The following is a 15,007-nucleotide window of genomic DNA, read 5'->3' as shown; positions in this document are numbered from 1 at the left end:
GCTTGTTCCTCCGTGCTGAAGTGAAAGATTCTGCCCGACAGCAGCATTCGATGTGACGAAGTAGGCGAGGGCGCCGAAGATCAAGGTTGTGAGCAATGAAATCGACACCCTCGCCACTGCACTTTATGTCACGATCGACGACTTGGTGAAGACCCGCCCCGATCTGGCGCCTGCCCGCCCTCGGATCGGGTTCACCCCGCAGTTGACCGACGCCGAACTGGTGGCCCTGGCCGTGATGCAGGCCCTGCTGGGCTACCCCAACGAGCGCCGCTGGATGCGCTACGCCCGCAAACATCTACGGCATCTCTTCCGGTATCTGCCCCAGCAACCCGGCTACAACAAACGACTCCGCAAAGCCGCCGCCCTGATCACCGCCGCCATCCGGCACCTGGCCACCGACACAAGCCTGTGGACCGACGATGTATGGGTCGCCGATTCCACCCCGGTGGAATGCGGGCGCTCCCGCGAAACGGTGAAGCGCTCCGAACTGGCCGGATACGCCGAATACGGTTACTGCGCTTCGCATTCGCGCTTCTTCTGGGGCATGCGGCTGCACTTGATCGCCACCCTGGGTGGGCTGCCGATCGGTTTCGCTCTGACCGGCGCGAAAGCCGACGAACGCGAAACCCTGATGGGTATCCTGGCCGGTGACCCCGCCCTGGCCGCCCAACGACCGGGACAGACCCTGATCTGCGACAAGAACTATTTCGGTGCCGGGTTCGAGGCCGAGTTGGCCGCCACCGGGATCCAGCTGTTGCGGCCGGCTCGCAAGGGCGAAGCCGAACGACCTGGCGCCGCCCTGTTCAAACCATTACGGCAGGTCGTCGAGTCGATCAACCAGACGTTCAAAGCCCAACTCGATCTCGAACGCCACGGTGGACGCACCCTCAGCGGAGTCATAGTGCGTGTCCTGCAACGAATCCTGGCGATTACCGCCGCGATCTGGCACAACGACACCACCGGCGCACCGGTACACCGATCACTGACCGCCTACGACCACTGATCCCCTTGGAATCAATCATCTAGGCCCTGGCCGATTCCGGCGAGTATGGCGGCTGTTGCGAACAAGGTGAGTGAGGACAGTTGGAGGGACAGGATCAGGGTCAGCATGCTTGCTGTGGTTGCGAGCACGCCGCCTAGCAGGATCGTGCGCACTCGTAGTCGGCGCGCGGCGAACTGGATTGCGTTGGCGCCCAGGAACATTACGAAGGCGAGCGCGCCCGCGACCACTCGGTTGGTGGCGCCGAGCAGGTGCGTGAGCAGTGACGGGCCGAGCGACAGCACGAACGAGGTCGAGGTGATCCCCGGCGCGAACACCGCGATGCCGAGCAGCACCGCTGTGCGCCCACCCGGCGCCACCGCGGGAATCCGAATCCACGGGCCGCGCCCGCCCGCACCCTTCGGCAGATCCAGCCGTGCGACCACCACGAAAGCCGAGGCGAGCAGCACGATTTCGCAACGAAGACGGTCACCGTCGGCCCGGGCACGGTCTCCGACAGCACCCCGGACAACAGCGGCCCGAACCCGGCGCCCAGCACCATCGCCGACGAAGCGGCCAGTGCCGCAAGCCGTTTGCGCCCCGGCCCGCCCACATCGGTCACCGCCGCCATCCCCGCTGACACCGCCGCACCCACCGCGATTCCGGTGAGCAGCCGCGCAACGGCAAGCACCGCAACCGAACTCGCGGTGGCGAACAGCACGCAGGCCACCATAGCCAGCGCGATCGCGGGCAACAGCACCGGCTTGCGGCCGACCCGATCCGACACCACCCCGGCCACCAGCAGCGCACCGAGCAAGCCGACGATGTAGCTGGCGAATATCGCCGTCAACGTCCCGGACGAGAAGCCGAGCTCGCGCTGCCACACCACGTACAGCGGCGTCGCCGCGTTGGACAGCACGAACACCGCGAGCACCGGCCACGCCGCCAGCCACACGAAGCCGTTCTCAGGCACCGACTCCCGGCGCTCCGTCAGCGTCACCATCCCAACCTCCACTAGTTCGACTTTTCTCGTACCGATACGATCGGAGTCGAACTTAGCATCTAGTACGATAAAACACGTACAGGGCACCCACACCCTCAGGAGACCCGCGATGCCATCGGTCACCGATGTCCCCGACACCCGACTCCCCGAGCCGGACCGCGCCGACCTACGCCTCGACCACGTGCTCGCCGCACTCAGTGATCCCCTGCGGCTGAACATGATTCAGAAACTGCTGACCGAATCCCCCGACACCGACCGCTCCTGCGGCTGGTTCGACATCGATCGGCCGAAATCGACGCTCACCCACCACTTCCGGGTGCTGCGCGAGGGGGGCGTCACCAGGCAGCAGCGGTACGGACTCGAACGCCGCAGCAAGGTCCGCATCGATGACCTCGATGCCCGCTTCCCCGGCCTGCTCGACCTGGTCCGCGCCTGGAAACCCGAGCACTGACGGCCGAATCGTTTGCGGCCGAGACTGATCGGCGAAGGTCTGCTACGGTCCCGATATTCATTCCGAGTTCGGGCGCCGCACGGGTCTGCCTGCCCGAACCTCTGCACCGGGGAGTCGGTCATGGCCTTCTTGAATCGCCTGATGTCCAACGCGAGCTTGATCAGCAAGCTGATGGACAACGCGCCGAAATGGCAGGCACAGCTGCTGGCCAAGAAGAACGATCTGCGCGGCGGCTCCTTCCGCGACGCCAGCATGGGCATCTGTGCCCTGGTCGCGGCGGCCGACGGCACCATCGACCCGGCCGAGCGGATGAAGGTGGCCAACCTCATCGCCGCCGATCAGGTGCTGCAGAACTTCCCGATCGACGACTTGCGCGCCCTGTTCGAGGACAACTGCAACCGGTTGACCAGCGACCCCGCCTTCGGACGCGCGCACGTGCTGCAGCAGATCGGCAAGGCGGCGGGCAAGCCGACCGAGGCGAACGCGGTAATCCAGATCGGCATCATGATCGGCAACGCGGACGGCAACTTCGACCAGTCCGAGATCGCCGCCGTCCGCGAGGCCTGCCAGACGCTGCGGTTGAACCCGCAGGACTTCGGCATCTGAGCCGACCCGTCGAACGCTAGGATTCGCCTATGCGTTCGATTGATGTGGCCGAGCGGCGGGCTCGGCTGGGGGTACGGCACCGGCTCGCGGCAGCGAGCCGCTCCGATCGGGTGACCGAGATCGCCCGGTCGCTGGTGGTGCTGCACGCGACCGACCCTGCGACGGTGTTCCTGTCCGTCGGGGCGCGCAGCCACACCGTCACCCCGGCGCACGTGGAGCAGGCGCTCTACGACGATCGCACGTTGCTCCGTTTGCTGGCGATGCGGCGCACCATGTTCGTCGCGCCGATCGAGTTGCTCCCGGTGTTGCAGGCGTCGTGCGCGGATGCGTTGGCGCACAAGCAGCGTCGCACCTACGGCAAGTACATCGAGCAGTCCGGGGCCGTCGAGGGCGACGTGCAGAGTTGGCTCGCCGAGGTCGAAGCGGAAACGCACGACGCGCTGCTCACCAGGGGCGCGGCCACCGGCATCCAGCTGAGCAAGGACGTGCCCCGGCTGCGCACGCAGGTGAATACCGCTCCGGAGAAGGCGTATTCGAAGCCGACCAACATCACCACCTGGGTGCTGGTGACCCTCGGCTGCGAAGGGCGGATCGTCCGCGGCCGCCCGAACGGCAGCTGGACCAGCAGCCAGTACACCTGGGAACCCATCGAATCCTGGCTGCCCGACGGCGTTCCCGCGATGCCCGCCGAACAGGCCCGCGCCGAACTGCTCCGGCAGTGGTTGCGCGCCTTCGGCCCCGCGCCGATCACCGACCTCAAGTGGTGGACCGGCTGGGGCGTCGGCGAAGTCCGCAAGGCGCTCACCGATCTCGATGTGGTCGAGGTCGACTTGGACGGCACTACCGGCCTGCTGCTCGCCGACGACGTGGAACCCGTTGCGGCGCCGGAACCTTGGACCGCACTGCTGCCCGCGCTCGACCCCACCCCGATGGGCTGGCAGTCCCGCGACTGGTACCTCGGCCCGCACGCCCCCGCCCTGTTCGACACCAACGGCAATGTCGGACCGACCATTTGGTGGAACGGCCGCATCGTCGGCGGTTGGGCGCAGCGCGCCGACGGCGAAATCGTCTATCGCCTACTGGAAGACGTGGGTGCCGACGCCGTCGCGATGATCGAAGCCGAAGCCGCGCGGACCACCGAGTGGTTCGGTGACGTGCGCGCTATCCCCCGCTTCCGCACCCCGCTCCAACGAGAACTGACCGCCTGATCAGGCTGCGCAGGGGCCGCCCGGCGGTGGCGGAGGCGCGGTGTTGACGCCGGCGAGCACGTCGGTGACGTAATCGCGCGCCACACCATCCAACGGCTCCAGCCCCTCGGCCACCCGCTCGACCACACAGATCCCCTGGTCCCAGGTCGGACCGACATCGTGCACGCCGGGCTGGATGCTGCCGTCGGGACCGCGGTCGGTGACCACCGTGTACATCGAGTACGGCTTGCCTGCCGCCGCCAACGCGTTCTTCAGATCGACCGAATGTTGGTATGGCACATCCACATCGAAGACCCCGTGGATCAGGAAGCTTCGCTGGACGTTCAGCTTCGGCGCGATGGCGACCAAGGAGCGGTCGGTATACGCCTGCGGACACACCTGGGGCGTGCAACCACCCGCGTCCCGCTCGATCTGCGCCTTCTGCGCCGGGAAGAACGCGCTGCTGAGATTCCAGTAGTCGAGGACATTCGTCGGCGCGAAGGCGTCGACCCAGTAGTCGAACAGCCCGGCAGGTCCGTACGCCAGCGCGAGCCCCGCCGTCAGGCCGCCCTGGCTCCAACCCCACAGCACCGTCTTGCCGATCGACGGATGCTCGGCTTTGTACTGCTGGGTGATGGCCACCGCGTCCTGCCAACCGGCCCACGGGTTGAACTCGCCGGGTTTCCACACGCTGCCCTCGGCACGCTGATCCAACGTCAGGAGCGCCGCGCCGGTGCGACGAGCCATTCCGGCCATCACGTCGGGATAGGAGGCGGCCGTCTCGCTGTAACCATGCACCGCGACGATCAGGCCCTTCGGAGCGAGATCACCGGGACTGCACCGGTACGGCTCATAGACCCGCCCGGTCGCCAGCTCTCCGTCGACGGTCGCGGCGAGAGACCGCACGGCCACATCCCCGGCGCAAGCGGGCTCGGCGGACACCGACGGCGCGGCGAGCCACGACGCAGCCAGCATTGTCACGATCGACAACAACCACGCAAGTGAGCGACGGCCACCAGTCATCGCCGCATCGTACCTATCCATGGCAACTACTCGGCTAACAGCGCGAGGCGATGACGGTCCGCCAGGAGTCAGCCAGATCACTCCGCACGAGGAATCAGCCCGAATTCAGCACCGCCCGCCCAACAGCCCAGTTGGACGAATGATCATGGGAAACTGGTGTCAGCAACGGCCGAGAGCCGCCCAGCACCAGTTCCCCCTCGATTGGGGTGTCGTGGGCCGATCACTGAGGAGAACGCCGCGCAAGTCGTACCCGGCGGTGATTCAGGCGGTGTCGTCGCCCGTCAGCAGGTCGGTGACGAATTCGCGGAGCGCTTCAGCCAAGGGCTCCGGCCCGTGACAGCCCGCCCCATCGCACCGAGTGCGCGGGCAGCGCTATGCGCGCCGCGGCAACAGCTCACGCCCCGCAAGTCGCGCCCGGAGGCGATGGCGGCGCGGTGTCGATGCCCGCCAGTACGTCGGTGACGTATTCGCGGGCAGGTCCGTCCACCGGCTCCAGATCGGTGAGGACCCGCTCCACCACACAGGCACCTTGGAACCAGACCGGGCCGATCCAGTGCGTGCCGGGCACGATGGTTCCGTCGGAGCCCCGGCCGCTGACCACCGTGTACATCGAGTACGGCTTACCTGCCGCCGCGAGCGCGGCTTTCAGATCGAGCGAATGCTGGTACGGGACAATCGGATCCGCGGTGCCGTGCACCAGAAAGACCCGCTGCGCGGTCATCTTCGCCGCGAGCGCCGCCGTGGACCGATCCGCGTACGCCTGCGGGCAGACCGCAGGCGTGCAATCACCGGCGTCCCGCTCGATCTGCGAGACCTGCGGCAGGCCAAGCGAATTGCCCGCATTCCAGTAGTCGACGGTGTTGGACGGACCCGCCGTATCGACCCAGTAGTCGAACAGCCCGGCAGGCCCGTACGCCAACGCCAGCCCACTCGTCATGCCACCTTGGCTCCACCCCCACAGCACCGTCCTATCGACCGATGGATGCTCGCCCTTGTACCACCGCGCCGTGGCCACCACGTCATGCCAACCGGCCCAGGGATTCCACTCCCCCGTTTTCCACACACTGTCCCCGCCGCGCTGATCGAGCGTCAGCAGCGTTGCGCCGGACCGCCGCGCGATCGCGGACATGACGTCCGGATAGTCGGCGGACTTCTCGTTGAACCCGTGCACCGCGATGATCAGTCGCCGCTGCGCCAGATCCCCGGGAGCGCATTGGTATGGCTCGTAAGCCCACCCGTTCGACTGTTCTCCGTCGACGGCAACAGCGATCGGTTGTATCGCCACGTCCCCGGCGCAGTCGGATTCAGCCATCGCGGACGGCGCACCGAGCCACGACAACGCAAGCATTGTCACGATCGACAGCAACAAGGAAGCCAGGCGATACCCGCCGTTCATCCCCGCATCGTGGCACCCGCTTACGCGATTGCGCTGTGTATCAACGGGAAAGCGATAAAGACGAGACAACACGTCCTTTTGATCGGCACCCGAGATCGTTCCGCTACATGTCCAAGCCCAGGTCCAGCACGCGGACCGAGTGGGTGAGGGCGCCGACGGCGAGGTAGTCGACGCCGGTCCCCGAGTACTCGGCAGCAACGTCGAGGCTGAGGCCGCCGGAGGATTCCAGCTTCGTATTCGGTGCCGCCGCGTTGCGACGTTGCACGGCGGCCTGGGTCTGCCACAGCGGGAAGTTGTCGAGCAGCACGAGTTCCACGTTTTCGGCGAGGACGGCATCCAACTGTTCGAGGCTGTCGACCTCGACCTCGCAGGCGATGTCGGGGGCCAGCGCACGAACGGCCCGCAGCGCTTCGACCACCGAGCCCGCTGCAACTACGTGGTTGTCCTTGATCAGCGCGGCATCGCCGAGACCCATCCGGTGGTTCACTCCGCCGCCGACCCGGACCGCGTACTTCTGCAGCGCGCGCAGGCCGGGCAATGTCTTGCGGCTGTCCCGGATCTTGCAGTCGGTGCCCGCGACCGCGTCGACCCAGGCGGCGGTGGCGGTGGCGATGCCGGAGAGGTGGCAGACCAGGTTGAGCATGGTGCGTTCGGCGGTCAGCAGGCCGCGGGTGGGAGCCACCACGGTGAGCACGGATTGTCCTGGGGTGACCCGGGTTCCGTCGGCGACACGTCCGGTGACTTCGTAGTTCCCCGCGCCGATCACCTCGTCCAGCACCAGCAAACCGACATCGAGCCCGGCAACGGTCCCCGGCTGCCGCGGCACCACGGACGCCTTCACTACCGCGTCGGCAGGCACCGTCGCCGCGGTCGTGATGTCCGGGCCGTAGCGCAAGTCCTCATCGAGTGCGGTCCGGATGAGGGCAACCACCCCGTCTCGATCCAACCCACTATCCAGAGCCATCAACCACTCCTCTATCTACTCGTCTCAGTTCCGACCGCGGAGTCGAGTGGCACACCATGGCGGGGGCTTCTCGCTGTTTGCCGCCCCCATGTGCCACTCGCCGACACCGGTCGGGTGTTCATTGGTCGAGCCGGGGACGGCCGTCCTCGTCCAGCACCACGAACATGCTGTGCCGGAGCCGGTCGTCGGGCTCGGGGTGGTCGGAACGGGTGTGGCAGCCCCGACTTTCGGTGCGAGCGGAGGCGGCGAGCAGCAGCGAGCGCGCCGTGAGAGTTAGCGCGACATCCTCGATTCCTGCGATGCGCTCGGCGAGCTCCGCGCCGGGTGTCGCGTGCGTCCTGTCGGTCGGCGCGCCACCGCCGTCGTACGGGGCCGACTCGACCGATCCCGCAGCGAGCACCGTTTCGCGTTGCGTCACGGCGTCTTTCATGCGCTTGATCGCCTCGTCCAGGCCCGCGCGGTCACGCACGACCGAGGCGTGGTCGGTCATCAGTTGTTGCAACACAACACGATCCGCGCGTTCGGTGACACGAGTAGGCACATCGGTGACGCGCACGTGCTCGCCGAGCCGTTCCGCCGCCGCCACGCCGACGCGTTCGCCGACGACGAGACCTTCGAGCAAGCTGTTGGACGCCAGTCGATTAGCACCGTGCAGACCGGTGCGTGCGACTTCGCCCGCGGCATAGAGGCCAGCGACAGCCGTGCGGCCATGCGGATCGGTCACCACCCCTCCGCATTGATAGTGCGCCGCCGGGGCAACCGGGATCAGGTCGGTACTCGGATCGATCCCAGCGGCACGGCAAGACGCGGTGATCGTCGGAAACCGTTGCGGGAAACCGTCGATGGTGCGCGCGTCGAGATAGACATGATCGGTACCGAGGGCGCGCATACGAGCCGCGATGGCACGTGACACCACATCGCGCGGTGCCAGGTCCCCGCGCGGATGAACCCCGGCGGTCACCGAATCCCCTTCGGAATCCACCAGAATGCCCCCCTCGCCGCGCACCGCCTCGCTGATCAGCGGCCGACGTCCGAGCCCACCCGGCGTGTACAGCACCGTCGGATGGAACTGCAAGAACTCGAGATCCGCCACCGCGGCCCCCGCCCACAGCGCGAGCGCGACACCGTCGGCGGTCGCACCGGGCGGGTTGGTGCTGAGCGCGTAGAGCTGGCCGAGGCCACCCGTCGCCAGCAGCACCGCCGGTGCGTGCACCACACCGAATCCCTTGTCGGACACCGCAAGAACACCCTGCACGCCGCTGGGACCGGTCAGGATCTCGCAGGCCGCCGCGCCGAACAGCACCGGCAACCCGGCCGCGTTCAACGCGCGCTGCACCTCCGCGCCGGTGGCATCGCCGCCCGCGTGGATGATGCGCCGGGTGCTGTGCCCACCCTCGCGGGTCCGCGAAATCTGCCCGTCCCGACCCAGATCGAACACCGCGCCGAGGTCGGTCAGCGCCGCGACCGCCGCCTGCCCACCCTCGACAATGGATCGCACGGCATCGACATCGCACAACCCGGCACCGGCCTCCACCGTGTCGTGCACATGCGATTCCACCGAATCACCGTGCGGCGCAACTACAGCGATCCCGCCCTGGGCATACTGCGTCGACGTATCGGTGGCACCACCTTTGCTGAGAGTGAGCACTCGCAGGCCTCGCAGCGACGCGGTGCGCGCCGCCGTGAGCCCGGCGACGCCGCCGCCGATCACCACCAGATCGGCTTCGGTCTCCCAGTCGATCGACACTGGAGTCATTCGCCCGTGCCTCTCTGTGCGTTTCGCGGGAACCGCTGTCCGACCACCGCCACACGGGCAGGGGTCGGGGTCATTCACCACCGCCCGGCGTACCGATCTCGATCATCCGCTGGACCGAATTACGTCCGCGCGCAGCAGTTTCCAGATCGACGTGCACCTCGTCACGGCCCTCGACCAGGCAGCGGAGCAGCGCGGCCGGGGTGATCATCTTCATGTACTTGCACGAGGCCCGGTCGTTCACGGCCTGGAAGTCGACGCCGGGGGCAGCCTTTCGCAGCTGGTGCAGCATGCCGATCTCGGTGGCGACCAGCACCTGGGTCGCGTTGCCGCGTTGCTGCTGCACCTGCTTGGCGGCGTCGATCATGCCGCCGGTGGACAGGATGTGCACCCGCTCGGACGGGAACGCGCCCTCGCCCGCCAGGTACAACGCCGAAGTGGCGCAACCGCATTCGGGGTGCACGAACAGATCCGCGTCCGGGTGGGTGCGCGCCTGCTCGGTCAGCTCGTCGCCGTTGATGCCCGCGTGCACGTGGCATTCGCCGGCCCAGATGTGCATGTTCTCCCGGCCGGTGACCCGCTTGACGTGCGCGCCGAGGAACTGATCCGGCAGGAACAGCACCTCGCGGTCCGGGTCGATCGAGGCGACCACATCGACCGCGTTGGACGAGGTGCAGCAGATGTCGGTGAGCGCCTTCACTTCCGCGGTGGTGTTCACGTACGACACCACCACCGCGTTCGGGAATTCGGCCTTCCAGGAACGCAAGTCGTCCGCGGTGATGGAATCCGCGAGCGAGCAGCCTGCCCGCTGATCGGGAATCAGGACGGTCTTGGCGGGGCTGAGGATCTTCGCGGTCTCGGCCATGAAGTGCACGCCACAGAACACGATCGTGTCCTCCGGCGCCTCGGCCGCGATCCGGGACAGCGCCAGCGAGTCGCCGACGTGATCGGCCACGTCCTGGATCTCCGGCAACTGATAGTTATGCGCCAGGATCGTGGCGTTTCGTTCGCGGGCCAGTCGCTTGATCTCCTGCGCCCACTCGGGGCTTGCTTCGACACCACTGAACCCCGACGGCCCGTCGAACACCTGCCCCATCAGCGGAGGCGCCAGTTTCGCACCCATCGTCGCCATGATGGCTCCCTTCGTCGTGCGAGTGGCTACTCCGCCGATTCGCACCAAACCAGGTTTTCGACTTACAATCGAAAACGTGGCCCATAGTAGCACTATCCACGAATCGCTCACCGCGGTGTTCCAGGTTCGCCGCTTCCCTGAGAACATCGCCGCAGGTCCCAGCCCTGTCGATGACAGAAACGAGGTAATCGGTCGCTGCCCACCTGGGCAGCGGACCGAATTGGCGGTACTGCTGTGGGAGCGCGCCCTCGACCCCCAGAAGGGCACCTGGTCGCTTCCTGGCGGCCGTTTGCGCGACGACGAGGACCTCGACACCTCGGCTGGTCGTCAGCTCGCCGAGAAGGTCGATGTGCGCGAACTGGCCCATCTCGAGCAGCTGTCGGTCTTCAGCGCCCCGGACCGCGTCCCGGCGCCGCGCCGGATCGCCTCGGCCTACCTGGGCCTGGTCCCGCTGACAGCAGACCCGCAGCTACCCGACGACACCGCCTGGCATCCGCTCTCCGCGCTGCCGCCGATGTCCTTCGACCACGGCACCGTCGTCGATCATGCCCGCACCCGCCTGGCCGCCAAGCTCTCCTACACGAATATCGCGTTCGCGCTCGCGCCCGCCGACTTCACCATGTCGACGCTGCGCGAAATCTACTGCGCTGCACTCGGTTACGACGTGGACACGACGAACCTGCAACGAGTCCTCACCCGCCGCAAGGTAATTACCCCCACCGGCAAGACCCGAGCCCCCGGCCGCGCGGGCGGCCGCCCCGCCGCCGTCTATCGCTACACCGACTCGGGCATCCGCGTCACCGACGAATTCGCCGCTCTGCGCCCCCCGACCTGAGCGGGTGACTCAAGATTCGGCGATCGCCTTCCGATGCTTACTCCCCCGCCGATACCGCCGCTTGTTCGCCACGGGCTGCGCGGCACTGCTGCGCCGCAACGCATCTCGCCGCCGCCAAGCCGCCAGATCGGCCCGCTCACGCACCTGCTCGGCAGGCAGATCCACGGCAGCCGTCCGCTCGTTCTCGGGCATCGCCGGACCTCCCTTCCATAAGCCGACCAAGCCAACCGGGCAACGCTACCTCCACCCCCGGCATCGCCTCCACCCATTTTCCGCGCGGCGGTAGAGCAGTCAGGCGGTCTTCATCTGCGGCTGCGGCGGCGGGGTCGTGGTGCGGGTGAACAGCCGGTTGATCCCCCAGAAGACCAACTCCACCAACCAGAAGATCACCAGGAAGACCTGCACGACGATCGCCGGAATCGCCAGGAACGCAATGGATGGCACGGCGATCAGCACCCAGGTGGCCACGTCGCCGGCACTCGCGCCGCGCAGACCGCTGGCCAATCGCACTGCCGCCCACATCATCCAGCGGCGCGGCACCGCGACACCCAGTTCGCGCAGGCAGCGCCGGAAGATCCCGTCCGCGTCCGCGATGCTCACCGCCTGCGAGCTGCGCAGGTAGTCGTGCAGGATGGCGGCGCGAGTGTAGGCGCCGTAGCGGGGCACGAGCCAGACCAGGGCGCGGGGCACCGATGCGAAGTCGGTCCGGAACCCGGCGGGGATCACGAATTCCTCGGAGCTACCTTGATAGACGAGCGGTTCGACCACTCGCCAGAACTTGGCGTCGAGTTCCTCGACGATGGGCCCGCTACCGACGAACGCCACGACTCGTTCCTCTCTGAACGCACAGCGTGTCCCGTAATTCTAGGCTCTTTTGGTACGCCTGTGCCGTCCCGCGGGCAACGGTTCGGACAACGCCTCAGCGGTGGGGACGAGTCTCCGGCAACGAACCGGAACCGGCCTCCCTGGCCGGTTCGTAACTACCGTAAGGGAGCGGGCCGGTGCCCGCCGGGTACGACGCGGCGCCGTACGGGCCGAATGCCGCTGCCGGGTCGAACGATCCGTCCTCGACGGCAGTGCCCGCGCCCAGGTCTTCCGACGAATTCAACGCCGCGAAGAACAGCACCAGCAGCGACGCGAGCAGCGGCTGCGCCAGCAGCACGAGCCAGGTGCCGACCTCCGTCGGCAGCTCGACGAGCTGTCCGACCGGCGGATCGTGCGGCCGCGGGTGATACCACTGCGCGACCTGCTCCCCCAGCCGCGCCATCACGAAGGCGCCGAGGAGCGAGCCGACCAGCAACCCGATCTGCAGCAGCGGCCCGCGCGCGCCGCGCCACCGCCACGCGGCGACCGCGCTCAGCACACCGATCACCGCGCCGAAGCACAGGAACATCGCCACCGCGTCGAACTGGTGCACGCTCTCCCCGGTCAGCACCGCGCCACGGCCCGGCTCGACCACGAACAGCTGCTCGGTCGGCGCGAGCAGACCCCACCCGACACCGCCGAGCGCACTCACCAGGATCACGGCCACCGCGATCACCGCGGCGGCCCGTGCCTCGCCGCGCAGCCCACGCCGCGACGCCTGCATCAGCGCAGTTCCAGACTGGCCGCGTCGATCACGCCGTGCCGGGAGCACTTGGCCCACCAGCCGTCGGGGCTCACCTGCACGATCATCCGGCGACCGCAGTGCTCGCAGAAGCGCGGCGGCTCCAGGCCGAGCGCGGCGGCCGCGGGCACGGCATCCTCGAGGCCGGGCACGATCCGTTTGCCGGTGAACGGGTTGTAGCGCTCGTCCATGTCCATGACATTACTCATGGGTCTACTCAGAGTGTTTCGTTGAGCGCCTTGATCGGCATCTTCAACTCGCCGAGCAGATCGAGATCCGCCTCGGCGGGCCTGCCGAGGGTGGTCAGGTAGTTGCCGACGATGACGGCGTTGATGCCGCCGAGGATGCCCTGCTTGGCGCCGAGGTCGCCGAGGGTGATCTCGCGACCGCCCGCGAAGCGAAGGATGGTGCGCGGCAACGCGAGCCGGAACGCGGCGACCGCGCGCAACGCGTCCGCGGCGGGCAGCACCTCGAGGTCGCCGAACGGGGTTCCCGGGCGCGGGTTGAGGAAGTTCAGCGGCACCTCGTCGGGCTCGAGCTCGGCCAGGTTCGCCGCGAATTCCGCACGCTGCTCCAGGGTTTCGCCCATGCCGAGGATGCCGCCGCAGCAGACCTCCATGCCCGCCTCGCGGACCATCCGCAGCGTGTCCCAGCGCTCTTCCCAGCTGTGCGTGGTGACCACGTTCGGGAAGTGCGAGCGCGAGGTCTCCAGGTTGTGGTTGTAGCGGTGGACGCCCATCGCAGCGAGCTGGTCGACCTGCTCCTGGGTGAGCATGCCGAGCGAGCAGGCGACCTGGATGTCGACCTCGTTGCGAATGGCCTCGACACCGGCCGCGACCTGCGCCATCAGCCGCTCGTCCGGGCCGCGCACGGCGGCGACGATGCAGAACTCGGTGGCCCCGGTCTTCGCGGTCTGCTTGGCCGCCTCGACGAGGCTGGGGATGTCGAGCCAGGCCGCGCGCACCGGCGACTGGAACAGGCCGGACTGCGAGCAGAAGTGGCAGTCCTCGGGGCAGCCGCCGGTCTTGAGGCTGATGATGCCCTCGACCTCGACCTCCGGGCCGCACCACTTCATCCGCACGTCGTGCGCCAGGGCCAGCAGTTCTTCGAGGTGGTCGTCGCCGAGGCGGAGCACCTCGAAAGTCTGCTCCTGGGTCAGTCCTTCGCCGCGATCGAGCACCTGTTCGCGGGCGAGCTGCAAAATGGAGATGTCGACGGAAGCCTGGGTCACTGCACGAATCCCTTCGGTCGGCCGAGGTGGCCGGGCAACTTGAACGGTGTTCAGGCTAGGGTAGACGAGACAGTGAGTCAAAACACTGCGAGCCAGATACACGACCGCAACGAGGGCGACACGGGCCCTCGCCGGTAACCTGCGTAACCACGAAGGCGGCCGCGAGCGCCGCCATCGGACAGGGAAGGAATTCGGGTGCAACTGCACAGAGCGGACGTGGTCGACGGTGCCGTCGCGATCCTCGACCAGTACGGCCTCGCCGACCTGACCATGCGCAGGCTGGCCGGCTCGCTCCAGGTGCAGCCCGGCGCGCTGTACTGGCACTTCCCCAACAAACAGGCCCTGCTCGGCGCGGTCGCGGACAAGATCTTGCTGCCGATGGAGGATCCGATCGTCGCGACCGAATGGTCCGGCCAGATCAGCGAATTGGCGCACCGGCTGCGCGACTGCCTGCTCGCCTACCGCGACGGCGCCGAATTGGTCTCGGCCACTTACGCATCCAGGCTCACCACCAGCAAGGGCCGGGAACGCATGGTGAGCGCCGCCATTCGCGCGGGCATGCCACGCCCCGAAGCCGAGCTCTCCTCGTTCACGCTGCTGTACTACGTCCTCGGCCAGACCGTCGACGAACAGTCCAGGATGCAAATGGATTCCGCGGGCGCCCTCCCTGAAGACGAAACCCCCCTCGACGAAACCCCCGACCCCACCGCCCGTTTCGACTTCGGCCTGCAACTGTTCATCGCAGGCGTCCGCCACCTCCTGGGCACCCGCGTCCGCTGAGCCGCACACCTCCTGATCAGGCGCACATGGAATCGCATGCAATTCCATGTGCGGGACATCA

The 15,007-nt window shown here is 67.6% G+C and carries 17 protein-coding genes; 6 read left to right on the top strand and 11 right to left on the bottom strand.

Annotated elements, in window-relative coordinates; genetic code table 11:
• Positions 1 to 88: 88 nt before the first annotated feature.
• A complete protein-coding gene (locus tag ACQPW1_RS16390) occupies positions 89 to 1,003 on the top strand; it encodes an IS982 family transposase (RefSeq protein WP_433654482.1) in 915 nt (304 codons plus the stop codon).
• A 199-nt stretch (positions 1,004 to 1,202) separates the two neighbouring features.
• Here the strand turns inward: ACQPW1_RS16390 and ACQPW1_RS16385 are convergent, their stop codons facing one another.
• Complete coding sequence (locus ACQPW1_RS16385) at positions 1,203 to 1,982, bottom strand: MFS transporter (protein WP_433663559.1); 780 nt, start codon at positions 1,980 to 1,982, stop codon at positions 1,203 to 1,205.
• A gap of 109 nt (positions 1,983 to 2,091) precedes the next feature.
• On the opposite strand from ACQPW1_RS16385, the gene ACQPW1_RS16380 reads away from it, so the two are divergent.
• From ACQPW1_RS16380 to ACQPW1_RS16370, 3 genes are all read left to right on the top strand, one after another.
• Entirely contained in the window at positions 2,092 to 2,433 is a 342-nt protein-coding gene (locus ACQPW1_RS16380; RefSeq protein ID WP_433663558.1) for an ArsR/SmtB family transcription factor, read from the top strand.
• Positions 2,434 to 2,553: 120 nt separating this feature from the next.
• Entirely contained in the window at positions 2,554 to 3,039 is a 486-nt protein-coding gene (locus ACQPW1_RS16375) for a tellurite resistance TerB family protein (RefSeq protein WP_433663557.1), read from the top strand.
• Positions 3,040 to 3,068: 29 nt separating this feature from the next.
• Positions 3,069 to 4,247, top strand: a complete 1,179-nt coding sequence (locus ACQPW1_RS16370; RefSeq protein WP_433663556.1) for a winged helix DNA-binding domain-containing protein — start codon at positions 3,069 to 3,071, stop codon at positions 4,245 to 4,247.
• On the opposite strand, the gene ACQPW1_RS16365 is transcribed toward ACQPW1_RS16370, so the two are convergent.
• From ACQPW1_RS16365 to nadA, 5 genes are all read right to left on the bottom strand, one after another.
• Positions 4,248 to 5,249 carry an alpha/beta hydrolase family protein gene (locus ACQPW1_RS16365; protein WP_433663555.1) on the bottom strand — a complete coding sequence of 334 codons (1,002 nt, stop codon included), beginning with the start codon at positions 5,247 to 5,249 and terminating at the stop codon, positions 4,248 to 4,250.
• 394 nt (positions 5,250 to 5,643) lie between these two features.
• The gene (locus tag ACQPW1_RS16360) at positions 5,644 to 6,645 is read right to left on the bottom strand and encodes an alpha/beta hydrolase family protein (protein WP_433663554.1); all 1,002 of its coding nucleotides are present in this window, start codon (positions 6,643 to 6,645) and stop codon (positions 5,644 to 5,646) included.
• Positions 6,646 to 6,748: 103 nt separating this feature from the next.
• The gene (nadC, locus tag ACQPW1_RS16355) at positions 6,749 to 7,609 is read right to left on the bottom strand and encodes a carboxylating nicotinate-nucleotide diphosphorylase (protein WP_433663553.1); all 861 of its coding nucleotides are present in this window, start codon (positions 7,607 to 7,609) and stop codon (positions 6,749 to 6,751) included.
• A gap of 118 nt (positions 7,610 to 7,727) precedes the next feature.
• Entirely contained in the window at positions 7,728 to 9,365 is a 1,638-nt protein-coding gene (locus ACQPW1_RS16350) for an L-aspartate oxidase (RefSeq protein WP_433663552.1), read from the bottom strand.
• Between the two features lie 70 nt (positions 9,366 to 9,435).
• Positions 9,436 to 10,494: a quinolinate synthase NadA gene (gene nadA, locus ACQPW1_RS16345; RefSeq protein ID WP_433663551.1), complete on the bottom strand. Its 1,059-nt coding sequence runs from the start codon at positions 10,492 to 10,494 to the stop codon at positions 9,436 to 9,438.
• Positions 10,495 to 10,570: 76 nt separating this feature from the next.
• Between nadA and ACQPW1_RS16340 the strand changes: the two genes are divergently transcribed.
• The gene (locus ACQPW1_RS16340) at positions 10,571 to 11,329 is read left to right on the top strand and encodes an NUDIX hydrolase (RefSeq protein WP_433663550.1); all 759 of its coding nucleotides are present in this window, start codon (positions 10,571 to 10,573) and stop codon (positions 11,327 to 11,329) included.
• A gap of 9 nt (positions 11,330 to 11,338) precedes the next feature.
• On the opposite strand, the gene ACQPW1_RS16335 is transcribed toward ACQPW1_RS16340, so the two are convergent.
• The 5 genes from ACQPW1_RS16335 to bioB form a co-directional block, all read right to left on the bottom strand.
• Positions 11,339 to 11,521 (bottom strand): hypothetical protein, encoded by a 183-nt coding sequence (locus tag ACQPW1_RS16335; RefSeq protein WP_433663549.1) that lies wholly within the window; start codon positions 11,519 to 11,521, stop codon positions 11,339 to 11,341.
• Between the two features lie 99 nt (positions 11,522 to 11,620).
• Entirely contained in the window at positions 11,621 to 12,154 is a 534-nt protein-coding gene (locus ACQPW1_RS16330) for a DUF1353 domain-containing protein (protein WP_433663548.1), read from the bottom strand.
• Positions 12,155 to 12,248: 94 nt separating this feature from the next.
• A complete protein-coding gene (locus ACQPW1_RS16325; protein WP_433663547.1) occupies positions 12,249 to 12,917 on the bottom strand; it encodes a DUF2567 domain-containing protein in 669 nt (222 codons plus the stop codon).
• Positions 12,917 to 13,144: a hypothetical protein gene (locus tag ACQPW1_RS16320; protein WP_433663546.1), complete on the bottom strand. Its 228-nt coding sequence runs from the start codon at positions 13,142 to 13,144 to the stop codon at positions 12,917 to 12,919. Before ACQPW1_RS16320 ends, ACQPW1_RS16325 begins: the two co-directional genes overlap by 1 nt.
• An 8-nt stretch (positions 13,145 to 13,152) precedes the next feature.
• A complete protein-coding gene (gene bioB / locus ACQPW1_RS16315) occupies positions 13,153 to 14,166 on the bottom strand; it encodes a biotin synthase BioB (protein WP_433663545.1) in 1,014 nt (337 codons plus the stop codon).
• A 195-nt stretch (positions 14,167 to 14,361) separates the two neighbouring features.
• Between bioB and ACQPW1_RS16310 the strand changes: the two genes are divergently transcribed.
• Complete coding sequence (locus tag ACQPW1_RS16310) at positions 14,362 to 14,946, top strand: TetR/AcrR family transcriptional regulator C-terminal domain-containing protein (protein ID WP_433663544.1); 585 nt, start codon at positions 14,362 to 14,364, stop codon at positions 14,944 to 14,946.
• Positions 14,947 to 15,007 lie beyond the last annotated feature (61 nt).

This window comes from Nocardia sp. CA-128927 (assembly GCF_050955855.1).
Taxonomy (GTDB): Bacteria; Actinomycetota; Actinomycetes; order Mycobacteriales; family Mycobacteriaceae; genus Nocardia.
The sequence above is the reverse complement of the archived record's forward strand: the minus strand, read 5'-3'. Positions and strand labels throughout refer to the sequence as shown.